The organism is Corynebacterium sp. HMSC034H07 (genome assembly GCF_001815175.1).
GTDB classification, from domain to species: domain Bacteria; phylum Actinomycetota; class Actinomycetes; order Mycobacteriales; family Mycobacteriaceae; genus Corynebacterium; species Corynebacterium hiratae.
Genome location: NZ_KV819538.1, coordinates 20689 through 42426 on the forward strand (window position 1 = coordinate 20689; position 21738 = coordinate 42426).

20 protein-coding genes are annotated in these 21738 nt (G+C 61.8%); 8 read left to right on the top strand and 12 right to left on the bottom strand.

Going from position 1 to position 21738, the window contains the following annotated elements; genetic code table 11:
* Positions 1–50 precede the first annotated feature (50 nt).
* The 5 genes from gyrB to dnaA form a co-directional block, all read right to left on the bottom strand.
* Positions 51–2096, bottom strand: coding sequence for a DNA topoisomerase (ATP-hydrolyzing) subunit B (gene gyrB, locus HMPREF3009_RS09885; protein ID WP_049155658.1), 2046 nt, complete (start codon positions 2094–2096; stop codon positions 51–53).
* A 129-nt stretch (positions 2097–2225) separates the two neighbouring features.
* The gene (locus HMPREF3009_RS09890) at positions 2226–2768 is read right to left on the bottom strand and encodes a DciA family protein (protein ID WP_070681690.1); all 543 of its coding nucleotides are present in this window, start codon (positions 2766–2768) and stop codon (positions 2226–2228) included.
* Positions 2761–3939 carry a DNA replication/repair protein RecF gene (gene recF / locus HMPREF3009_RS09895; protein ID WP_070681694.1) on the bottom strand — a complete coding sequence of 393 codons (1179 nt, stop codon included), beginning with the start codon at positions 3937–3939 and terminating at the stop codon, positions 2761–2763. The genes HMPREF3009_RS09890 and recF overlap by 8 nt, the downstream gene beginning before the upstream one ends.
* 5 nt (positions 3940–3944) lie before the next feature.
* Positions 3945–5126, bottom strand: coding sequence for a DNA polymerase III subunit beta (dnaN, locus tag HMPREF3009_RS09900; protein ID WP_049155649.1), 1182 nt, complete (start codon positions 5124–5126; stop codon positions 3945–3947).
* A gap of 574 nt (positions 5127–5700) precedes the next feature.
* On the bottom strand, positions 5701–7350 hold the full coding sequence (gene dnaA, locus HMPREF3009_RS09905; RefSeq protein ID WP_046648701.1) for a chromosomal replication initiator protein DnaA: 1650 nt from the start codon (positions 7348–7350) through the stop codon (positions 5701–5703).
* A 796-nt stretch (positions 7351–8146) separates the two neighbouring features.
* Here dnaA and rpmH point away from each other — a divergent pair.
* Genes rpmH through HMPREF3009_RS09945 form a run of 8 tightly spaced genes read left to right on the top strand, consistent with a single transcriptional unit; the run spans position 8147 to position 13083 of the window.
* The gene (rpmH, locus tag HMPREF3009_RS09910; RefSeq protein WP_003847033.1) at positions 8147–8290 is read left to right on the top strand and encodes a 50S ribosomal protein L34; all 144 of its coding nucleotides are present in this window, start codon (positions 8147–8149) and stop codon (positions 8288–8290) included.
* A 3-nt stretch (positions 8291–8293) separates the two neighbouring features.
* Positions 8294–8662 (top strand): ribonuclease P protein component, encoded by a 369-nt coding sequence (gene rnpA, locus HMPREF3009_RS09915; RefSeq protein ID WP_046648702.1) that lies wholly within the window; start codon positions 8294–8296, stop codon positions 8660–8662.
* Positions 8650–8928 carry a membrane protein insertion efficiency factor YidD gene (gene yidD / locus HMPREF3009_RS09920; RefSeq protein WP_175975006.1) on the top strand — a complete coding sequence of 93 codons (279 nt, stop codon included), beginning with the start codon at positions 8650–8652 and terminating at the stop codon, positions 8926–8928. The genes rnpA and yidD overlap by 13 nt, the downstream gene beginning before the upstream one ends.
* Positions 8929–8937: 9 nt before the next feature.
* Positions 8938–9927 carry a membrane protein insertase YidC gene (gene yidC / locus HMPREF3009_RS09925; protein ID WP_049155646.1) on the top strand — a complete coding sequence of 330 codons (990 nt, stop codon included), beginning with the start codon at positions 8938–8940 and terminating at the stop codon, positions 9925–9927.
* Between the two features lie 23 nt (positions 9928–9950).
* Positions 9951–10580, top strand: coding sequence for a 16S rRNA (guanine(527)-N(7))-methyltransferase RsmG (gene rsmG / locus HMPREF3009_RS09930; RefSeq protein WP_049155644.1), 630 nt, complete (start codon positions 9951–9953; stop codon positions 10578–10580).
* Positions 10581–10590: 10 nt separating this feature from the next.
* A complete protein-coding gene (locus tag HMPREF3009_RS09935) occupies positions 10591–11439 on the top strand; it encodes a ParA family protein (protein ID WP_046648705.1) in 849 nt (282 codons plus the stop codon).
* Between the two features lie 6 nt (positions 11440–11445).
* On the top strand, positions 11446–12501 hold the full coding sequence (locus HMPREF3009_RS09940; RefSeq protein ID WP_046648706.1) for a ParB/RepB/Spo0J family partition protein: 1056 nt from the start codon (positions 11446–11448) through the stop codon (positions 12499–12501).
* A 6-nt stretch (positions 12502–12507) separates the two neighbouring features.
* The gene (locus HMPREF3009_RS09945; protein WP_046648707.1) at positions 12508–13083 is read left to right on the top strand and encodes a hypothetical protein; all 576 of its coding nucleotides are present in this window, start codon (positions 12508–12510) and stop codon (positions 13081–13083) included.
* A 5-nt stretch (positions 13084–13088) separates the two neighbouring features.
* Here the strand turns inward: HMPREF3009_RS09945 and HMPREF3009_RS09950 are convergent, their stop codons facing one another.
* From HMPREF3009_RS09950 to HMPREF3009_RS13130, 7 genes are all read right to left on the bottom strand, one after another.
* Positions 13089–14273 (bottom strand): N-acetylmuramoyl-L-alanine amidase, encoded by a 1185-nt coding sequence (locus HMPREF3009_RS09950; protein WP_049155642.1) that lies wholly within the window; start codon positions 14271–14273, stop codon positions 13089–13091.
* 65 nt (positions 14274–14338) lie between these two features.
* On the bottom strand, positions 14339–14662 hold the full coding sequence (trxA, locus tag HMPREF3009_RS09955) for a thioredoxin (protein ID WP_046648711.1): 324 nt from the start codon (positions 14660–14662) through the stop codon (positions 14339–14341).
* Between the two features lie 7 nt (positions 14663–14669).
* Complete coding sequence (gene trxB / locus HMPREF3009_RS09960) at positions 14670–15596, bottom strand: thioredoxin-disulfide reductase (RefSeq protein ID WP_049155640.1); 927 nt, start codon at positions 15594–15596, stop codon at positions 14670–14672.
* A gap of 54 nt (positions 15597–15650) precedes the next feature.
* Positions 15651–16193, bottom strand: coding sequence for an RNA polymerase sigma factor (locus HMPREF3009_RS09965; RefSeq protein ID WP_049155637.1), 543 nt, complete (start codon positions 16191–16193; stop codon positions 15651–15653).
* 138 nt (positions 16194–16331) lie between these two features.
* Positions 16332–18842 carry an aminopeptidase N gene (gene pepN, locus HMPREF3009_RS09970; protein WP_070681696.1) on the bottom strand — a complete coding sequence of 837 codons (2511 nt, stop codon included), beginning with the start codon at positions 18840–18842 and terminating at the stop codon, positions 16332–16334.
* Positions 18843–19028: 186 nt separating this feature from the next.
* Positions 19029–19562, bottom strand: a complete 534-nt coding sequence (locus HMPREF3009_RS09975; protein WP_070512907.1) for a YceI family protein — start codon at positions 19560–19562, stop codon at positions 19029–19031.
* 211 nt (positions 19563–19773) lie between these two features.
* A partial coding sequence (locus tag HMPREF3009_RS13130; RefSeq protein WP_304441147.1) for a lipid II flippase MurJ occupies positions 19774–21738 on the bottom strand: 1965 nt, incomplete at its 5' end.

The window sequence follows — 21738 nt, forward strand, 5'->3', positions numbered from 1 at the left end:
CTTTTTCTTGCTTTCTCTTGTTCCCCTGTGGGCTCGTACTTTGAGATGTTTTAGACGTCGAGGAAGCGAACGTCCTTCGCGCGGCGGGTAATGAAGGAGCGGCGGGCGGCCACGTCATCACCCATGAGGATGGAGAAGAGCTCATCGGCGCGCTGCGCATCTTCCAGGTCCACGCGGCGCAGGACGCGGGTCGTCGGATCCAGGGTGGTCTCCCACAGCTCGGAGGCGTTCATCTCACCCAGACCCTTGTAGCGCTGGATGCCGTCGTCCTTGTTGATCTTGCGTCCCTGCTCCAAGCCTTCGGCAAGCAGCTTGTCACGCTCAGCATCGGAGAAGGCATAGCCCGGCTGGCCCTTGCCCCACTTCAGCTTGTACAGCGGCGGATTCGCCAGGTACACGTGGCCATCCTCGACCAGCTGCGGCATGAAGCGGAAGAGCAGGGTCAGAAGCAGCGTAGCGATGTGCTGGCCGTCCACGTCGGCATCGGCCATGAGCACGATCTTGTCGTAGCGCAGCTTAGAAATATCGAACTCTTCATGGATACCGGTGCCCAAGGCGGTGATGATGGCCTGGACCTCAGCGTTCTTAAGAACCTTATCCATGCGGGCCTTTTCCACATTGAGGATCTTGCCGCGCAGCGGCAGGATAGCCTGGAACATGGAATCGCGGCCGCCCTTCGCGGAACCACCTGCGGAGTCACCCTCCACGATGTAAAGCTCAGAAAGCTTCGAATCCTTGGAGCGGCAATCTGCCAGCTTGCCGGGCAGGCCGCCGAGGTCACCGGCGGACTTGCGGCGCACCAACTCACGTGCCTTACGGGCGGCTACGCGGGCGTGTGCGGAGGATACGGCCTTGTTGATAATGACCTTGGCCTCAGCCGGGTTGGCGTCGAACCAATCATTGAGGTGCTCGTTGACAGAGCGCTGGACAAAGCCGCGGATCTCCGAGTTACCGAGCTTGGTCTTGGTCTGGCCCTCGAATTGCGGATCCGCCACCTTCACGGAAATAACGGCAGCAAGGCCTTCACGGCAGTCATCGCCGGAGAGGTTGCCATCCTTTTCCTTGAGGAGCTTGTGCTCCTTGGCGTAGCGGTTCATCAGGGTGGTCAGAGCCGCGCGGAAGCCCTCCTCGTGCGTGCCGCCTTCGTGAGTGTTAATGGTGTTGGCGAAAGTGTGGACGGACTGCTTGTAGCCCTGGTTCCACTGCAGCGCGATTTCCACCTCATGGTCCTCACCCTTAACGTCGAAGGCAACGATGGTGGGGTGGATGGCGGACTTGTTCTTGTTGAGGTGCGCAACGTAGTCCTGCAGACCGTTCGGGTAGTGGTAGGTGACTTCCTTCTTCTTGGAAGTCTTGCCCTCGCCGTCCTCGCCCTCCTGGCCGGCTTCGTCCTTGTTATCCAGGGAGCTCAGGCTAACGGCGGAATCGCCTGCTTCGGCGATCTCTTCGAGCTCGGCCTGCTCCTTGGAGATGGCGCGCTCGTCACGCAGCACAATGGTCAGACCCTTGTTCAGGAAGGCCATCTCCTGCAGGCGGCGGGCGATGGTGTCGTAGTTAAACTCGACGGTTTCAAAGATCTCCGGGTCCGGCCAGAAGCGAATGGTGGTGCCGGTGCCGCGGGCATTATCGCCTTCTACCAGCTCATCGGGGATGGCGTTGTTGAAGTTCTGGTACCAGTGCTTGCCATCGCGTTTGATGTCCGCCTCGACGCGGGTGGACAGGGCGTTGACCACGGAGATACCCACACCGTGCAGACCACCGGACACGGCATAAGATTCAGAGTCGAACTTACCGCCGGCATGCAGCTGGGTCATAACCACCTGGACAGTAGGGATACCGGAGGCGTGCATTTCGACCGGGATACCACGGCCGTTATCGATGACCTCGATGCCCCCGTCCTCACGGAGGGTGACAATGACCTTGTCGGCATAGCCCGCCATTGCCTCATCGACGGAGTTGTCGACGATCTCCCAAATCAGGTGGTGCAGACCGCGGGCACCGGTGGAACCGATGTACATACCGGGGCGCTTACGGACGGCCTCGAGGCCCTCCAGAATCGTAATTGACCCCGCATCATATGCGTGTTGTTCAGCCACGGATTCGTGTACTCCTTTTGGCTAGAGCTAAATCTAAGACTTTAGCCATTCTACACTGTGTCCCCCCACGCGAGGACAGTGCACGCCCGTGAGAGCCCCAAATTTGCGTGAATTTCGCGATCGCCCCGATCAGCCGTACGTATCCTGTGAGCCTTGCGGCTTGACCCATTGGCGGCCCTCATAGTTTCGGTGCTGCTTGGGTCCTTGAATGTGGAGCTTAACCACCACGTCCGGGCCCAGGCGGTCCGCGATCTTCTGCAAGATGGGCCGCTGCAGGTAGCGCAGCTCAGTGGCCCAGCTGGAGGAATCGCACGCCACGTAAACAACCTGCTCCTTGATGGTCAGCGGCTGGGTATGCGCGGCGATGCGCTCGCCCACGAGGTTTTCCCAATTGCCCATGACCCAGCCATGAGCTAATTCGTGCTCCCAGCCGCGCTTGCCAATCTCGCGTTGGATCTGCGCGCCCAGGCTAGGGATCTCGAGACTGCGGCGCCGGCGGCGACCGTCGGGGCCGCTGGGACGCCCGCGCCGAAAAGGCTTCGTCTGCTGGTCATTCGATGTAGCCGCCAGGTTCATCTTGGGGGCCGGTTTATTGAGCTTTGGCGGATTTTTCGACGTGTTTCGGGTGCGCTCAAAGAGCGCTTTGACCGGATCAAATTCCTGCTCAGTCATCGCTTTCACCGCCCGCATCGTACGGTGCGATCTCTGATACCCGGCCCTCGTCGGTATCGCGCACGCTGACGGTAAAGCGCTCGATGGGCTGTAGGTTGCCGGGCAAATCCTCATCCACCGCCGCAGTGATGAGCACTTGTTCCGCGCCTGCGGCGAGATGGACGAGCTTCTCGCGGCGCTTGGCATCGAGCTCAGCAAAGACATCGTCAAGGATGAGGATCGGATCCGTGCCATCCTGGCGCAGCAGGTTGAACTCCGCTAGGCGCAAGGAGATGGCATAAGACCAAGTCTCACCGTGGCTGGCAAAGCCCTTAGCGGGACTCGTCCCCAGGTTGAGAATGAGGTCATCGCGGTGCGGGCCGACGAGCGAGATCCCGCGCTCGATTTCGCGCTGGCGCTTGGTAGCAAGTTCGGTCAGCATCATCGCCTCGATGACCTCGCGGTCGGAGGTATCCACCGTGGACTTGTACTCGATGGCCGCCGGGCGCGATTCCGGGGCCAGGCCGGCATAGGCGGCGGGGATGAGCTCGCGGAGTTCGTCGACAAGCGCCAGGCGTGCCTGGATCACCTTCGCGCCGAGCGAAGACAACTGCGTATCCCACACGTCGAGGGTTGCCAGCGCTGAGGCGCCGTCGCTGTCGTTGTAGCCGCGGCGCAGGCTCGGTGACGCCGACTTCAACAGCGCGTTGCGCTGCTTGAGCACCTTGTCATAGTCGGCCTTGATACCCGCCAGGCGCGGAGTGCGGGAGGCAATGATGTCATCCAAATACTGGCGGCGCGTTGCCGGTTCGCCCCGCACGAGAGATAAATCCTCCGGGGAAAAGAGCACGGTTTGCACCACGCCGAGCAGCTCCCGCGGGGATTTCAGGCGCGTGCGGTTGATCTGTGCCTGGTTAGCTGCATGGGGTTTGATGAGCAGGTGCGCGGTGAGCTCGCGCCCCTGGTTGACCGCCGTGGCGGAAATGCGGGCGTTGGTTGCGCCGTGGCGCACGAGGGGGGCGTCGTGGGCGACGCGGTGCGAGGACAGGTGGGCAACATAGCCGATGGCTTCGACGATATTGGTCTTGCCAAAACCGTTGCGGCCGATAAAAAGGGTAATCCCCGGTTGCAGCCTGAGAGTGAGCTCGGGCCAGGAGCGAAAGTCCCTGACATCGAGATCGCGAATAAACATATGGCCTAGCCCGGCAAGCGCACTGGCATCAGCAGGTAGGTGAAGTCAGTCTCCGGGGTGGGGAAAGAGCCATCCTCGTTGGCCTCCGGCAGCTCCTCCGGCTCCGGAATCATAATCGCCGGGCGCGAGGGCTCGGTAAAGCCGAAGACCACGCGGTCCGTGTGGACCACGGCCAAACCATCCTTGAGGTAGGACGGGTTAAACGCAATGACGAAGTTGTCGCGGCCGTTGAAAGCACAGGGCAGGGACTCGCTTGCGCGGCCGGAATCGGCGCCGGCGGCCAAGGTCACTTCACCTTCGCTGAACTCCATGCGGATCTGGGCGTTGCGGTCCGTCAGCAGGGATACGCGGCGGATGGCTTCCTGCAGCGGGGCGACCTCAATGCTGGCCATGGCCGTGTGGGTCTTCGGCAGCAGGGGTGCCACATTCGGGAAATCTGCATCGAGCATGCGCGTGGTGGTCTCGCGGTTATCGGCATGCAGGCCGAACAAACCTTCCGCAGCGATGTTCTCACCCGTGCCCACGGCGATTTCAACCGGGATGTTGAGGTGCGTATCCAGGGAACGCCCGGTCTCCTGCAGAGTCTTGGCCGGTACGAGGAGCTTGGCCTGGACATCAGGAGATACCGGCTCCCACTCGAAGGTGCGCATGGCCAGGCGGAAGCGGTCCGTAGCCGTCATCTCCACGTGGGAGCCATTGATATCGATGTGCACGCCGGTGAGCATGGGCAGCGTGTCATCCTTGCCGGCGGCCGCGACGACCTGGCTGATGGCTTCGACGAAGAGCTGCGGGTTGATGGTGCCGGTAACCTCCGGCAGGACAGGGAGCTGAGGGTAATCATCCAGCGGGATGAGCGGCAGCTCGAAGCGTGAGGAACCACAGGTCAACAGAACTTTGTTGTCCTCTTGTGTCATCTCAATTTCCTTGTTGGGCAAGGAAGCAACGATGTCAGAGAGCAACTTACCGGCCACGGCGATGCGGCCCGGCTCATCGACCATGCCGGCGATGCGCACGCGAGTCGACACCTCGTAGTCGAAGCCCGTGAATTCCAAACCATTGTCATCCGCGGTGATCAGCATGGCGCGCAGCACCGGCTGGGTGACCTTCGACGGCAGGCTGCGCGCAACCCACGCGACGGCGTTGGCGAGGTCATCTTTGGCAACGCGAAATGACACGGACTGCTCCATGGTGATGAGACACTCCTCTAGTTCCGGATGGAAGATTCTTGCAAGCTCACTCCAACTTACAGGATCACCACCAAACCACAGGAGTTTTGTCATTCACCCTCTTCGGCCCTCGATGAGACCGTGCGGCCAGGCCGGGCGCCGGCGAATCACACACACCCTTTTTCTTCTTAGTTAGGGAGAAAACAAAATAGGAGTAGTAATAAGCGCTGTGGGATCTGTGGACAACCCAGCAAAGGCCAAGCTCTCAGCCGCGAACCGATCTGTGAGTCAGGGTGTGGGATCACTGTGATCAAATGACAAGAAATGTGAGTAACTCGGTCGGGGCCAAAGTTATCGACAATCCATCCCCAGATCTATCGTCGCTGATCACAGGGTTGCTCACAAGGCTGAAGAGGCCGCTGATCTGCTGTGGAAGAAGAAAACGTGACGAGGATCTACAAATTACAACAGTGGAATTACACAGCTGTGAATAACTATGTGGATAAGTTTTCGCCGATCAAAAAGACGTCCCCGGCCCACGCCCGCGGGGAGGATGTGCGGGGTGGGAGGGGACGTCGCCAAGCGCCGTGCGGTTCTAGCGCTGGTTGTGGTTCTTCACGCGCTGGGTCAGCGCCTGGATCTCGTCGTAGGTGTTGCGGTTTTCTGTCATTTCCTTGCGGATCTTGCGGTCGGCATAGATGACGGTGGTGTGGTCCTTGCCGCCGAACTGATCACCGATCTTCGGCAGGGACAGTTCGGTGAGCTCGCGGCACAGGTACATCGCCAGCTGGCGGGCGTGGGCAACGGCGCGCTTCTTCCCGGAACCGCGCAGGGTGTCCACGTCGATGTTGAAGTAGTCCGCCGTGACCTCGATGATGGCCGCCGCGGTGATCTGGCGATCGGCAGAATCAGGAGCCAAATCGTGCAGGGCAATCTCCGCCATCTCTAGGCTGATCGGTTCATTGACCAAGGAAGAGTAAGCAGATACACGGATGAGCGCGCCCTCGAGCTCGCGAATTGAGGATTCGAAACGGGAGGCGATGAGCTCGAGGACCGAGCGATCGACGTCTGTGCCGTCCGCAGAAGCTTTCTTCATGAGGATGGCGATGCGGGTCTCCAGGTCTGGCGGCTGAATATCCGTAATCAGACCACCCTCAAAGCGGGTGCGGAGGCGATCCTCCAGGGTCGTTAGCTGCTTCGGCGGGCGGTCGGAAGACAAAATGATCTGCTTGTTGGCCTGGTGCAGGGCATTAAAGGTGTGGAAGAACTCTTCCTGCGTGGACTCCTTGCCTTCCAAGAACTGGATGTCATCGACCATGAGGATGTCCAGGTTGCGGTAGCGGCGCTTGAAGGATTCCTGGCGGTCATCACGCAGCGAGTTGATGTAATCGTTGGTGAATTCCTCCGAGGACACATATTTCACCCGCAGGCCCGGGTGCAGGACCTGGGCGTAATTGCCGGCCGCGTGCAACAGGTGCGTCTTGCCCAGCCCGGAGCCGCCCCAAATGAACAGTGGGTTATAGGCGCGGGCGGGGTTTTCGGCCACGGCCACGGCGGCACCGTTGGCAAAACGGTTGGAGGACCCGATGACGAAGTTTTCAAAAGTGTGCTTCGGGTTGAGAGATTTTTCGTGGTTTGGGTTGTGCGCGGGTTCCTCGCGCGGAATGCGCGCGCCGGCTGCCTCCGAGTAGTCCGGGTAGCCGCTGGGAGCGGTGTGTTGCTGTTCGCTGTAGTGCTGAGCCAACTCATCCAGGCTGGCCGGGGAATGCGCGGCATCCCATGAGCGCGGCTGATGATGAGCGGGCGGAGCGGGTTGGGCCGGCTGGGTCGGTGGCGTGGGCGGCATGGCTTGTTGGAAAGACTGAGCCTGGTGGCCCATGCCGTACTCCGGTGCCTCGGTCTGAATGGGGCGCTGGGGGGCGGGAGCTTCGGGTTCTTCCTGCGGAGCAGGCTGCGGGGGCGCGGCAATGGTCACGGCCAAGGAACACGGCCGGCCCATGTGCTGCGACAGAGCGCGGGTGATGTACTCCCCCAGCTCAGCCTCAATAACACTCTTGGCATTCTCGTGCGGGGCGGCAATCAACGCGTAGCCATCCCCGATCATGATGGGCTCTACGAGCTGGAGGTTGAGGCGTTGGCTGTGGGTGAAGTTGGGAACGTCCGAGTTCGGTTGTTCGGACTGTGCCAGCAAATCACTGACCACAGCTTTCCAGCTGGCCCTTAGGGCTGCTTGCGGATCAGACAAAACGCCTACCTTCTGTGTGCTTCACGGCCACGCGGTGCCGGCGGGTGGGGCCGGCCACAGCTACTTACGTGCCTGAAAGAGAGGCTTCAGGGCCGCAGTATGTACTGCGTGAACGTGGGTTGGATCGGGGACGGATGGACGGATGAGGAAGAGACGGGGATGCGGAAATTCCAATTTCTTGTGATTTCCACCGGGGATTCCACACGATGTTTTAGTGTGTAACCTCGGATTCCACAAAGTTATCCACAGGTGTGAATAGGTGGTTTATCCACAGCCTATCTCATGGCTGTGGATAACTTTACATCGGCTCCTTAATGCAGTTGACCTGCTCAAATAGCAAAAGTCTCAAGTCATGATTGAGAGTTATCCACACCCTGTGGGCGGCTGTGGAATTAGATTCCTCAGTTGTACCGCGTTATGGGGATGCTGTCTAACGCACTTCTTTGCACGCCTGGCGCGACCGCGGCTCGACCGCGCCACGGTCGGTGGGAGGAGGCGTTGACCGCGCAGCATGTGGGTGAAAAGTGGCGCTCTAGCTGCGGATAAAAACATCCTTGTAATTTCGGGGACACCCAGTGTGTCGATTTGTTTAGCGCGCTACCTGTCACGTAACCTGTGATGGTCTATCGCAACAGTGCATGGTGCACATGTTGCATGTGGGAATGCCTCGCCACGCCTCATGGCGCTTCAAGTGCGAAGCCTCATCCCCACGTACACCATTCATCAGTGGATGTTTAAGCCTGAGCGCCGGCGGCGCTGGGCTGTGCCATCCACCAACAACTTCAAGGAGTTAATCGTGGCAAAGGGTAAGCGTACCTTCCAGCCGAACAACCGTCGTCGCGCTCGCAAGCACGGCTTCCGTACCCGCATGAGCACCCGCGCCGGCCGCGCTATCGTCGCCGCTCGTCGCAAGAAGGGTCGCGCTAAGCTCACCGCTTAATTCATGCTTCCAGCCCAGCACAAGCTCACGTCCCCGAGGCAGTTTCGGCGGACCATCAAGGGCGGGCGCCGGGCGGGCACGCGCACTGCCGTCGTGCATTTGCGCTTTAATGACGGTGAAGACGACATCGCGGCCACTGGGCCGCGGTTCGGCCTCATTGTGTCGAAAGCCGTCGGGAATGCCGTGGTTCGCCACCGCACCTCCCGGCGGCTTCGTCATGTGTGCATGTCGCTCATGCGCGATGGAGTCAACGGGAAAGCTTTACCCGCCAATGTCGACATCGTTATTCGTGCGCTGCCCGCCAGCAGCGAGGCCACCAGCCAGCGTCTTGAGCGTGATATCCGCAAAGCGTTAAGCACATGGGATATCTGAACTCCCAAGGCCAAGAGATCCCCGAAGCCCGCGGGTTCGGCAGGGTCTTGGTTTACGGGGTGCGCTTCTACCAAAAGCATGTGTCAGGCCTTAAGATGGTCTCCACCTGTCGTTTTGAACCGACGTGCAGTGCCTATGCCCTCGAAGCCATCTCCATCCATGGAGCCTTCAAGGGAACGGGCATGGCGCTCGCCAGGTTATGCAAGTGCGGTCCCTGGCACCCGGGTGGGTTTGATCCGGTACCGACCAAACAACAACTGAGGTAAACAACTCTCGTGCTTAATTTCATCTATTGGCCAATTTCAGCCGTCTTGTGGTTCTGGCATTGGCTCTTGAGCTTCGTCCTCGATTCCGCATGGGGCGGAACCTGGATCATCGCCATCGTCCTGCTGACGTGGACGCTCAAGGCCATCATGGTCAAGCCGACCATCACCCAGCTGCGCTCTTCACGCAAGATGCAGGAGATCCAGCCGCAAATCCAAGAGCTGCGCACCAAGTACGCCAATGACCAGACCAAGGCGGCGCAGGAGATGCAGCGCATCTACAAGGAAGCCGGCGTGCGTCCCGTGGCGGGCTGCCTGCCCATGTTCGCGCAGATCCCCATGTTCATTGGTCTCTTCCACGTGCTGCGTTCCTTCGACCGTACTGTGGCCGTCGCCGGTGGTATCGGGCACCCGGCCGGTGAGGCGATGTCAGAGGAAATGAACGCCTCCATCGCCAACTACATCTTCAAGCCCGAGCTGGTGAAGCAGTTCGTGGATGCGAAGATCTTCGGCGTGCCGCTGGTGGCCAACCTGAGCCTGAACTCCGGTCTGGAGATCGTTAAGGAAACCACCACCATGCAGGCGGCCGTTATTATCGTGCCGCTCATCGCCATCATTGCGGTGCTCACGCACTTCAACGCCCGCATGTCCCTCAACCGCCAGGAGGCACGCCGCGCCGCCGGCAAGACCGCTACCCCGCAGGGCCAGAACGCGGAAATGATGCAGCAGCAGATGGCCATGATGAACAAGATGATGCTGTGGTTCATGCCGGCCATGCTGGTGTTCTCCGGCTTCATCTGGCCCATCGGTCTGCTCTTCTACATGCTGGCTAACACCGTGTGGACCTTCTTCCAGACTCGCATCGTCTACGCCAAGATGGACCGCGAGGAAGAAGAAGAGGCAGCCGCCAAGGCTGAGCTCAAGCGCACCTCCGCGCCGAAGCCGGGCGCACGCAAGAAGGACAATCGCTCCAAGAAGCAGCGCCGTAAGAACAATAACTAGAAATTAACCCAGGAGTTTTCACAGTGACTGAATCTGTGTCCGACACTGTGCCACTGGACCCGTCTGACGTCTTCGGATCGCGTCTGCCGCTCGCGCAGAAGTATCACGATTCGCTCGCCACGGACGGGTCCACTCGTGGTTTTATTGGCCCCCGCGAGGTCCCGCGCCTGTGGGAACGCCACCTCATCAACTGTGCCGTGGTCGCGGAGGTGATGCCGCAGGGCGCCACGCTTATCGACGTCGGCAGTGGCGCCGGCCTGCCCGGCATCCCGCTTGCCATCGCGCGCCCTGACCTGAAGATCACTCTCATCGAGCCGTTGCTCAAGCGCTCGACCTACCTCAACGAGGTCGTCGACCTGCTGGGTCTGGATAACGTCACCGTCATCCGCGGCCGCGCCGAGGAAGGCCCGGTGAAGAAGGCTGTCCAGGGCGCGGATATCGTGACCTCCCGCGCGGTGGCCCCGCTGGGCAAGCTGGCGAAGTGGTCCTTGCCGCTGGTGCGTAAAGGCGGCGAGATGATTGCTCTCAAGGGCTCTTCAGTCCATGAGGAGCTGGAGCGCGACGCTGCCGATATCAAGCGCGCGGGTGGCGGAAAAGCCGAGGTCATGACCATCCACGGCACCACGATTATCCGTGTCCCGCGCGTGAACTAAAGTAGACGGCATGACTCATCCTCGTCTTATCACCATCGCGAACCAGAAGGGTGGCGTGGGTAAAACCACCTCCGCCGTCAACCTTGCCGCCGCGCTCGCTGAGGCCGGCAAGAAGGTCTTGGTGATCGACTTGGACCCGCAGGGCAACGCCTCCACCGCGGTAGGCGCGGAGCATACCTCCGGCACCAAATCCAGCTATGAGGTCCTTTTGGGTGACTGCAGCGCGGACGAAGCAATGCAGCACTGCCCCGACGATGAGAACCTCTACTGCATTCCTGCCACCATCGATCTGGCCGGCGCTGAGATCGAAATGGTCTCCCTGGTCCGCCGCGAGTTCCGCCTCTATGACGCCCTGCACAACGGCTTCCTCGAGGAGCACGGCTTCGACTACGTCTTCATCGACTGCCCGCCCTCCCTGGGCCTGCTCACCATCAATGCGATGACGTGTGCGGAGGAAGTCATCATCCCCATCCAGTGCGAGTACTACGCGCTGGAGGGCGTGGGCCAGCTGTTGGGCAATATTTCCATGATTCGGGAGCACCTCAACGAAGACCTTCACATCTCCGGCGTGCTGCTCACCATGTTCGATGCCCGCACCAAACTGGCTGAGCAGGTGGCCAACGAGGTGCGTGAGCAATTCGGCGCCGTCGTTTTGGGCAACGTCATCCCGCGTTCTGTGCGCGTTTCGGAGGCGCCGGGCTATGGTAAGACGGTTATCGCTTATGACCCGTCGTCGACAGGCGCCCGCGCCTACTCCGCCGCCGCACGCGAGCTGGACAAGCGCGGAGACTACACGCCGCACCCCACCACGGGTGCCATCGGCGTGAGCCCAGAGATTTTCGCGGAATTGGAAGGATAGGACACCATGGCAGATAAGAAGGCAGACCAGAAGCCGGAGCAGCGCCAGGGCGGACTAGGCAAGGGACTGGCCGCTCTCATTCCGTCTGGCCCGGGTGCTCCCTCCCGCAAGCCGCGTCTTGGGGATTCGGCGGCTGACATTATCCTCGGCGCTTCGACCGGCGGGGCTCAGGGCTCTGCGGCAAAGAAGGTGCAGGGTGCGCCGACCATCCAGCAGTCCACTGGCTCGAAGAAGCGGCAGGCGAAACCTTCGGTGATTGGCGCGACGTACCGCGAGATCTCCGTCGGGGACATCATGCCGAACCCGAAGCAGCCGCGTTCTGTCTTCGACGAAGATGAGCTGGCGGAGCTGGTCCACTCGATCAAGGAGTTCGGCCTGCTGCAACCGGTCGTTGTGCGCCCCGCTGAGGAAGGCGGCTTCGAGCTCATCATGGGTGAGCGCCGCTGGCGCGCCTCCTCCAAGGCGGGCCTGGCCACCATCCCGGCCATTGTGCGCGATACCAAGGATGATGATCTGCTGCGGGATGCGCTTCTGGAGAACATCCACCGCGTGCAGCTCAACCCGCTGGAAGAGGCCCACGCCTACCAGCAGCTGCTGGAGGAATTCGGCGTGACCCAGAACGAGTTGGCTGATCGCATCGGCCGCTCCCGCCCGCAGGTCACCAACATGATTCGCCTGCTCAAGCTGCCGGTCAGCGTGCAGAAGCGCGTCGCCGCTGGCACCTTGTCCGGTGGCCATGCCCGCGCGCTGCTGGGTCTGCCGGATGCCGAGGCCATGGAGCTCATTGCGAACCGCATCGTGGCCGAGGGCCTGTCCGTGCGCGCCACGGAGGAAGCCGTCACCCTATACAAGCGCGACGGCAAGCCGGCCGAGCCAAGCAAGAAGCCTGCCGCCCCGCAGCCGCAGTTCTTTACCGATTCCGCTGAACGTCTGGCCGATCGCTTTGACACCAAGGTCACCGTCACCATGGGCAAGCGCAAGGGCAAGATGGTCGTCGAATTCGGCGACCAGGAAGACTTCGAGCGCATTCTGGCCCTCATTGAGGGCAAGGAAAGCAGCTAGCTGACCATGCTTGTCCAAGCCGTCAACGAAGGCGTTGCCATCAACCCCTTGGCGGCCCGATCCATCTTCTGGGAGCTGAAGACCACGGTCGCTGATCCGGCCTTCGAGAAGGAAGCATGGATCAGCTCCACGCTGCTGCGCTGCGGCGAGTGCGGGTTTACCGTGGGTGATGAAGCCACCGTGTTCTTCTGCCCGCCCGATCTTGCCCCCGGTGCCGCAAAGCTGCCCACCTCCCCTGTTTCGGAGGACGCGGTGCTGGTGTCCTCCCTGTTCGTGAAGTCGCACCGTGCGGCGAAGGGCTTGGAGGCAGTGCTTCTCGATGCCACCATCATGCACCTCACCTCCCGCGAAGCCAGCGCCGTTGAGGCCTTTGGTTACCGCGATGCCCGCGCCGCCGAGAATCTTTTGCGGGATAAGCCCGGCCGTATCGGCCTACTACCGGTAGAAACGCTGGAATCCGCCGGTTTCAGGGTGGAGCGCGATCACCCCATCACGCCGCGCCTGCGCCTCGAGCTGCCGCCTGCCTTCGATCTGCTGACCGCAGCCGCCGTGGAAGACCTCCTCGCCCGCGCCTTGGCCTAAGCCCGTTAGGAAGAGCGCTCCGCGCGCAGGAGCTCGTCGAAGCGGTACGTGCCGGTCACGGCGGTGTCGTCGTCGAGGAGGTAGAGGCGCTTGACGGAGACGACGATGGCCTCGGCGATGTCATCGCGGCACTCTGGGTTAGTCAGAATCGCCACGTCCTTCGGGCTGGTCAGGTAACCCAGAACTACCTGCACCACCGGCATCTGCGTCAAGCGCAGCAGCGCCCACGTGCGGCCGTGGTTGCGGCAGTTGCCCAGCTCGGTACGGGCAACGATTTCGCGCTGGATGAAGCCGGAGAGCGTCTCCCCAATGAGGGAGGAATTGCCGGACTCAGAACCGAAGTAGAAGGTGGCTACGCCATTGGCTTTTTCCGTGGGGTACTCATCGCAGGCGAGTGAAATGACCAAGTCAGCGCCAAAGGCATTGGCAATGTCGGCGCGATCGTGGATGGAGGGATCATCGGTACGCGGGCGGGAGATGATGGTCTCCATGCCGGCGGCAATCATGCGGCCGGCAACACGCTCGGCCAGATCCCAGAGGATCTCTTCTTCCGTGATGTCGCCATAGCGGCCCCTGACCGTGCGGCCCTTGTTGAAGCCGCCGAGGCTGGGGTCGATCACCACGCGCTTGCCCGCCAGCTTGGGCCCCGCGTTGCGCACGCGCTCGCGCTCTTGGATATTGTGCGCCGAGCCGCCCGTGATCCGCCGACCCAGCAGATTGAGCGCGTTGATGGTGGCCGGGCCGCAAATGCCATCGCTGCGCAGGCCGGAGTTCAGTTGGTATTCCGCCAGCGCCGCGTAGGTGCGGGCCCCAAAATGGCCATCGATGCGTTCTTGGTAGAAGCCGAGTTCCTGGAGCTGTTGCTGCAGCTGGGATACATCATCTCCCACCTGCACGTTGCCCGGTTCATAAGCCAGTACCCGCGCGCCTAAGGTGTAGGAAGCCTGACGCAGCTCACGCAAAGTAAGGTCATCAATATCGCCGCTGGGCACGATGCCGCGGGATTGCTGGAAGGCTTTGAGCACTTGCGCCAGCTCGTTATCAAAGTACTTATCGGCTTCGGAATACTTCTGCTTCTTCCAGTCGGACAAGGTCCCCTGGTAGTCAGTCATCAGGCCGAGGCGGGCAAGGGTTGCGCGTGCTTCGGCGACCCGAACGCTCTGGTCACCTACACGTAAAACGCGGTTCACACCTACCCCTTTCGTGATCAAGGAGGCGCACCTTAGTGCGCCGTCAACGAGTTAAAGACTACCAGTTAGAGCTGCTTCTTTACCTGTGCCACGATGTCGGCCTTAGAACGCAGGCCAACGAACTCATCGACCTTCTCGCCGTTCTTGAAAATCAGGACGGAGGGAATGGACATGATCTGGAACATGGCACCCAAAGTGCGCTCTTCATCCACGTTGACCTTGACCACGGAGACGTCATCACCGAGCTCCTCGGCGACCTCCTCGAGGATCGGGGACAGCTTCTTGCACGGCCCACACCATTCGGCCCAGAAGTCCACGACGACGGGCTTGCCTGCCTCCACGACGTCGGCGCGGAAGGAATCAGTAGTGACGTTCTTAATGTTGCTCATGTGATCACTAACGGTTCTCGGCCAGGAAATGTTCCGCATCAATCGCTGCGCGGCAGCCGGAGCCCGCGGCGGTAATGGCCTGCTGGTAGTGGTCATCCACCAAGTCACCACAGGCAAAGACACCTGGCAGCGAGGTCTTGGTGGACGGCTGCTCTACCACCACGTAGCCAGCTTCATCGGTCTCTACCTGGCCGTTAAGGAAGCCGGAGCGCGGATCGTGGCCAATGGCCACGAACATGGCGGTCAGATCCAGCTCGCTGGTCTCACCGGTCAGCACGTTCTTGACCTCGAGGGCACCGACCTTGCCGTCCTTCTCCAGGACGCGCTCGACGGTGGTGTTGGTCAGCCACTTAATCTTTGGATTGTCCTTGGCGCGCTCCAGCATGATCTTGGAGGCGCGGAAGTTCTCCGAGCGGTGGATAATGGTGACGGTCTCGGCGAACTTGGTGAGGAAGGTAGCCTCCTCCATGGCGGAATCGCCGCCGCCGACGACGGCGATATTGTGGTCCTTGAAGAAGAAGCCATCGCAGGTGGCACACGCGGACACGCCGCGGCCAGTCAGCTCCGATTCGCCCGGAATCCCTAGGTAGCGCGGAGCGGCACCGGTAGCGAGGATGACAGCACGGGCTTCATAAACCTCGTCGCCCACGTGCAGTTTCTTCACCTCGCCTTCGAGCTCGACGGAATCTACGACTTCCATGCGCAGGTCGGCACCGAAGCGGATGGCCTGGGCGCGCATCTCTTCCATGAGCTCAGGGCCCATGATTCCCTTCTGGAAGCCCGGGTAGTTCTCTACCTCGGTGGTGTTCATGAGTTCGCCACCGTATTCAAAGCCCTCGAAGACGATGGGATTGAGCTCGGCACGTGCTGCGTAGAGCGCTGCGGTGTAGCCGGCGGGGCCGGAGCCGACGATGGCGACATCGTGGATAGTCACTAAAAACTCCCTTGAAACGATAATTTTTAAGTAAGACTCAGATTCTACTCGCCCTCAGTCTATCGCCGCACGCAACACTTGCCGAGCCCGGGCTCGGCGCGACTTCACCGTGCCAGGCGCCACGCCCTGCACCTTGGCCACCGTATCGATGGGATAGCCAGCAACATCGGTCAGGTACAGCGCCTCCCGCTGGTCCTCGCGCAAGGTCTCCATCGCTTGGGCTACCGTGATGCGCTCCGCCAGGTTCTCGCTGGGATTGTGCGCGAGTGCATAGTTGCGGTCATCCTCAATGATCTCCGCGTCCAGGGACGCGTTCTCACGGTTGGATCGATGGTTGAGGAAGTCATATCCGGAGTTCATCACCAGCCTGTGCAGCCACGTACTCAGGGTGGCATCGTGCCGGTAGGAGGCCATATTGCAGCTGGCCTTGAGCAGCGCCTCCTGCACAATGTCCTGCGCATCATCATCGTTGCGTGTGTAGCGCCGCGCCATGGCGGTCAGGCGCGCGCGGTGCTTCTCGACGATTGCCGAAAAAGCCTTAGTATCTCCGCCAATGAAGGCGTCGACGAGTTCACGATCGGTCGGCTGTGCTGACACTAAGAATCCCCCCGGAAACTTGAGCAATGACATTTGGGTCAACACAGCCCCCAGCCGAAGCCGATGGTTTGTGATTGTCCCCCCGTTAATGTGTCTGCGAGTTTACGGGAAGATTCTTCTGTCCGCTACGCGAAGCGCTTATTGCGCGGCACGGACGCGTTGCGCGCGACGCAGCGCATCCTGGCATTCCAGCAGCACGCGGCGCAGCGCACGTGGGCGCTCGGTGGCCAGGAACTCGCTGGTGGCGGCGTCGGCCATTGCGAGATCCGGGTAGAGCCCGCGCACGAGGCGGTTGGCAATTTCGATGGGGTGCTCCTCCCACAGCTGAGACAACGAGTCGAAGTATTCCTGGGCAAAGGCCTCGGTGAGGTGGGCCGAGCGCGGCGCGTTGAACGCCGCGAGCAGGGAATCCACCTCCGCGTTGGAGTACTTACCCGGCGTGCGCACGAGGTCGAAGACTTCGCGCTTGAGCTCGGCAGACGGGAAGGCGTGGGAGGCGCCCAGGTAGGCGGCGGCACCGGTGAGCGTGTTATCGCGCTCCTTCTCCGCCTCGAGCTCCTCGGCGCTGACGGCATCGCGGGCGGCCAGCGCGCGCAAGATGGCCCAGCGGATGTCCGGGTCGAGGGCGAGGCCGTCGAGGGAGCCGTCGAGAAGCGCGCGCAGGCGCTGCGTGCCGGACTCCGTCGGGGTGGCGGCAAGTGCCTGGATGGCGGCGCGGGCGACGGTGAGCTGTGCGTCGGAGCCTGCCGGTGCTTGCTGCAGCACCTCCCACAGGCGCTCGGCGTAGTCGGCGCGAATCTCCTCGCGAGCCTCCTCGCCCACAAAGTGGTTGATGGCATAGCCTGCATTGGCAAAGGCGGTGGTCAGCAGCGTCGGGTTGGACTCCGCCGGGGCGTGCTTCAGCACGGTGTCGAGGTAGGAGCGCACCGGCCACTCGCCATCGCGGGTGAGGTTCCACAGGGAGGTCCAGATAACCGCGCGGGAGAGCTCATCCGGAACTTCAGACAGGCGCGTGCGAATGGTCTCCAAGGAGGTCTCGTCGAAGCGGACCTTGGCGTAGGTGTGGTCGCCGTCGTTCAGCAGCAGCAACGCCGGCGCCTGAAGTCCAGAAGCCTCGTCGAGGATGGTGCGCTCGCCCTCCAGATCGACGTCAAGGGTGGCGTATTTGTTCAGGGAGTCATCGAATAGCGTCACGTTGAGGCGGTGCGGGCGCGTGGTGTCTTCGGCCTCGACCACGATGGCGAGCTCGTGGATCTTATCGCCGTCGGTGTGAAGCTCCGGGGTGAGTGTATCCGGACCCCATGTGCGCAGCCAGGCGGTGGACCAGGCATCGAGGTCGCGGTCGGTGTGCTTCTTCAGGGCCTTGAGGAGGTCGTCGAAGGTGGCTGCGCCAAAGGCGTGCTCCTGGAAGTAGTCGCGCGCGCCGGCGTAGAAGTTCTCGCGGCCCACGTAGTGCACCAGCTGCTTGAGCACCGCCGCGCCCTTGGCATAAGTAATGCCGTCGAAGTTCTGGCGCGCGGCATCCACGTCTGGGATCTCGGCCTTGATCGGGTGCGTGGTGGGCAGCTGATCCTGCAGGTAGGCCCAGTTCTTGCGCTGACCGGCGAAGTTGACCCAGGCCTCGGTGTAGTCGGTGGCGTGCACCGAGGAGTCCGCGCCCATGAATTCCGCGAAGGACTCCTTGAGCCACAGGTCATCCCACCACTGCGGGGTGACTAGGTCTCCGAACCACATGTGCGACATCTCGTGCAGGATCGTATTCGTTCGCCCAGCATGCTGCGCGCGGGTGGCGGCGGAACGGAAGAGGTAGTGCTCCGTAAAGGTCACCAGGCCGGGGTTCTCCATCGCACCCAGGTTGTACTCCGGCACGAAGATGGAATCATACTTGCCCCACGGGTACGGGTAGCCATAGTTGCTGTGGAAGAAGTCCATGCCTTGTGCTGTGACCTGCAGGATTTCATCATCCAGGTACTCCGCCATGGAGGCGCGGGCAAAGGCGCGCAGCTCGACGCTTAAGGTTCCATCGGGTGCGGACCAGGTGCTGTGCTTCTCGACGTACGGCCCCGCCGCAAACGCCGTCAAATACGTCGACAGCAGAGGCGTCGGCGCGAAGTGCGCTACTTCCCTGCCCTCGGTCTTCTCGCGGCCAACCTCCGGCTGGTTGCTTAAGAGCTGCCAGCCTTCCGGGCCGGTGAGGTGCACCTCGTAGCTGGCCTTGAGGTCCGGCTGATCAAAGCAGGGGAAGATGCGGCGGGCATCGGAAGGCTCGAGGTGTGAGTAGAGGTACGTGGTGTCATCGGCTTGGTCGTGCATGCGGTGCAGGCCCTGGCCGGTGCGGGAGTAATAGGAGGAGCCGGTGATCTCCACGGTGAGCTCCTCCCCCACTGGAAGGTTGCGCAGGTAGACGCGTCCGCCGTCGAAGGTGTTCTCCACCTCCTCGCCGTTGACGCGCACTGCGTGCACGGCCTTGCCCAGGTAGTCCACGAAGGTCTCGGGTTCGGTGGTGGTGAATGTAATACGTGAGGTGACCTCGTAGGAATCGGCGTCGGTTGGTGCGCTCGTGACGTCGAGGTGCAACTCGTAGGTGCTCAGGCGCAGCGCGGCGCTGCGGGCGGAAGCTTCAGCATGGGTGAGGTTTGCGGTAGTCATGCGCTACATCTTAAACGTCGCTGCGGTGCGTATCACAGGTAAGCCGCCCGGAGTTGTTTCAGAGTTGTTTATTACTCCATTGTTGTCCCTCTAGTTGTTAAAAAGTTGTTGCCCGCAGTACCGAAATGGGCACTACGGGCAACAACTTAGAACTACTTCCTACGGTGAGGTTTCGCGCTTTATGGCTTACTGCTTAATCGCAGAAACCTCGAGCTCGATCTTGATCTCCTCGGAGACCAGCACGCCGCCGGTCTTCAGCGGGGCGTTGAAGTCGATGCCGAAGTCGAGGCGGTTAATGGAGGTCTTGGCCTCGAAGCCCAGGCGAGTGTTGCCGAAGGGATCCTCGGCGACGCCGGCCTCGTCTACCTTGAAGTCGACAGACTTGGTGGTGCCCTTGATGGTGAGGTCACCGGTGACGGTGCCCTCGCCTGCCTCGTTAACGTCGAACTTAGTCGCGGTGAAGGTCATCTCTGGGAACTTCTCAACGTCGAAGAAGTCCTCGCCCTTCACGTGGGCATCGCGGTCAGCGCTCTTGGTGTCGATGGACGCGGTCTTCACCGTGGCGGTGGCGGCGGAGTCAGCAATGTTCTCCCCTACGGTCAGGGTGCCGTCGAACTCGTTGAAATTGCCGCGCACCTTGGTGATCATGGCGTGGCGGGCGACAAAGCCGATGGTGGTGTGTGCCGGGTCCAGTGCGTACGTTCCTGCAGTGATAGTCATGGGGGTTCCTCAGTTCTCTAGTTTGTTGACGTGACAACAACAATTATACGCCCCTCCCCTTATCTGTCAAGGGAAGAGAGCGCAAGAACTACAAAGCCCCAGACCTGCAACCCGAAACCTGCAGGTGGGCGTCGTCAAGCGCGTTGCACATCTGAGTCAGCGAGCAGGGAGTTGCGGGATCGAGGTCTGGGGAAATGCGTGAGGAGGTGCGTTAGTTGGTGGGGATGCCCACCAGGGTGGCCTCCTCCAGCGTGACGGAACCGGACTTGGGCATGTCAGTAAAGAGGATGAGGGCGCCGTCGAAGGCCACGGGCTTCTTCTTCAGCTCGATGTCCTGGCGTGCGCTGGTCAGGGTGCCGTGCGCGAGTTCGGTGAGCGTGCCGGATTCCGGATCCGTGGGATCGAAATCCTTGGTATCCACCCCGTAGACCACGAACTTCGCACCGATGGAATCCTCCTGCTTTAGCGGTAGCACGTGCAGCTGCGTGGGCTTGTCAATGCTGAGCAGAAGTCCGGATTCTGCTTCCTTCGTGGTCCACTCGCCGGTGACCTCCTTGCCCTCCGGAACGGACGTGCTCTTGACGTCCTTGAACAGGACCGGCGGGACGTTGGGGAACGTGGCCTCCGTCGAGGCTTCGCTCTTGGTCACCACCGGGGAAGTCTTCTCGTTACCCACCTGGGAGAGGATCCAGACGCTCAGCGCGGCCATCGCCACGACGAAGAGGGTGGCAAGAACGCCCAGCACGATGGTGCCGGAGCCTGAGTAGCCGCGGCCGCCGAAGCCCGGTGCGGGGCTCGGGTCCTCCTTGCGCGGGGTTTCCTCCACTGGAACCTGGAGGGTTTCCTCGCCCTCTTCGCCATCGCCGGCGAAGGCCGCCAGGCGGTGAGCGATGTCCTCGAGATCGGAGTCCTCGCCCTCTTCGGCATCGGCAGCAATCTCCTGCAGCACCTCCGGGGTGGGCTTGGTGGACTCCACGAGGAGCGAGATGGCGGAGGCCAGCGCCGAGCGGTCCGTCTCCTCATCGTTGCTGTGCAGTACCGCGGGGAAGGCCAGCGTGGCAACGCCCTCGGTGGAAATGCGGATGCGGTTGCGGTTCTCAATACCCAGCACGAGGTTCGCCGCGTGGGCGGCGGCCGTGGTGCGCACCAGCGGTACCAGGGCGTGGGCCACGGCGCGCGGATCGAGGTCCTTGTCTTCCGACACCGTCTTCAACGAGGTGCCCTCGACCCAGTCCGCCACGACGAGGCAGCCCTGGCGGTAGGACAGGATATCGATGTTCTCCGCCACGGCATCCAGCTCCATTTCCGCCAGGCGGCGCGTGGCGCGGGAGACCTCTGCGGAGCGGCGGGCGGCCACGGCCGGGGTGGCCGGAGCCATGGGTGCCTCGCCCGTGGTGTCCACGAAGGTCAGCGATACCAGGCGTCCGGTGGCCTGCTCGCGGGCCTTCCAGAAGCGGGTACCCGCGGCAGAGCCGTAGTCCTTGAGGAGACGGAAGCGGCCATCGGAGACCGGGGCGCCCGGCACCAGGCGTGGACCGCGGACGATACCGGCGGACATCGGCGGGGGTACCGGCGAGGAGTTGAAGGCATCCACGCTGAAGATGGGCTGGAACTCCAGCTGCTCCGGGGCTTCGACCTCGATGGCCTCTGCATGCTCGATCTTGATGATGCGGGACATACCCGGAATGCGCTGCAGCTGGCGGCCCAGGTTGATGACTTCCGGCAGACCCGAACGCGAGAGCACGATGCCGGTCACGATCACGAAGACCAGGCCCACGACGGCCAGCTTGAGCAGGTACACAAACGGCGGCACCTGTGCCGGGAGCACGAAGTTGATGCCGTAGTTGATGGCGTAGGCAACGACCAGACCCACGATGGAGGCCAGCACTGACCAGATAGTCGTCGCGATGACCGCGCGGCCGCCCAGGCTGCCCAGCTTGCGCTTGAGCAGGAAGCCGCCGATGACCGCGCCAGCCACGAAGCCGAAGCCGTTGGCCGTGCCCAGCAGGATGACCACGCGCTCCGGGGAGTCCGCCACGTGCGGGGCCAGCAAGGAAAGCACCACCTTGGTCAGCGTGATGCCGGCGATGATGAAGGTGGGGGTCCACGCTTCCTCACGCGCGTAGAACACGCGCAGGTGTAGCAGCACGAGGGCATAAGGAATCAGCGTAAAAGC

Bases quoted from the DNA above. Each gene is read 5' to 3' on its own strand.
- HMPREF3009_RS09975 (WP_070512907.1), bottom strand. From the start codon at position 19,562: ATGACTATCACTGCAGGAACGTACGCACTGGACCCGGCACACACCACC.
- dnaN (WP_049155649.1), bottom strand. From the start codon at position 5,126: ATGGAGCAGTCCGTGTCATTTCGCGTTGCCAAAGATGACCTCGCCAAC.
- trxA (WP_046648711.1), bottom strand. From the start codon at position 14,662: ATGAGCAACATTAAGAACGTCACTACTGATTCCTTCCGCGCCGACGTC.
- HMPREF3009_RS09940 (WP_046648706.1), top strand. From the start codon at position 11,446: ATGGCAGATAAGAAGGCAGACCAGAAGCCGGAGCAGCGCCAGGGCGGA.
- yidD (WP_175975006.1), top strand. From the start codon at position 8,650: ATGGGATATCTGAACTCCCAAGGCCAAGAGATCCCCGAAGCCCGCGGG.
- recF (WP_070681694.1), bottom strand. From the start codon at position 3,939: ATGTTTATTCGCGATCTCGATGTCAGGGACTTTCGCTCCTGGCCCGAG.
- pepN (WP_070681696.1), bottom strand. From the start codon at position 18,842: ATGACTACCGCAAACCTCACCCATGCTGAAGCTTCCGCCCGCAGCGCC.
- HMPREF3009_RS09935 (WP_046648705.1), top strand. From the start codon at position 10,591: ATGACTCATCCTCGTCTTATCACCATCGCGAACCAGAAGGGTGGCGTG.
- HMPREF3009_RS09945 (WP_046648707.1), top strand. From the start codon at position 12,508: ATGCTTGTCCAAGCCGTCAACGAAGGCGTTGCCATCAACCCCTTGGCG.
- rnpA (WP_046648702.1), top strand. From the start codon at position 8,294: ATGCTTCCAGCCCAGCACAAGCTCACGTCCCCGAGGCAGTTTCGGCGG.
- HMPREF3009_RS09890 (WP_070681690.1), bottom strand. From the start codon at position 2,768: ATGACTGAGCAGGAATTTGATCCGGTCAAAGCGCTCTTTGAGCGCACC.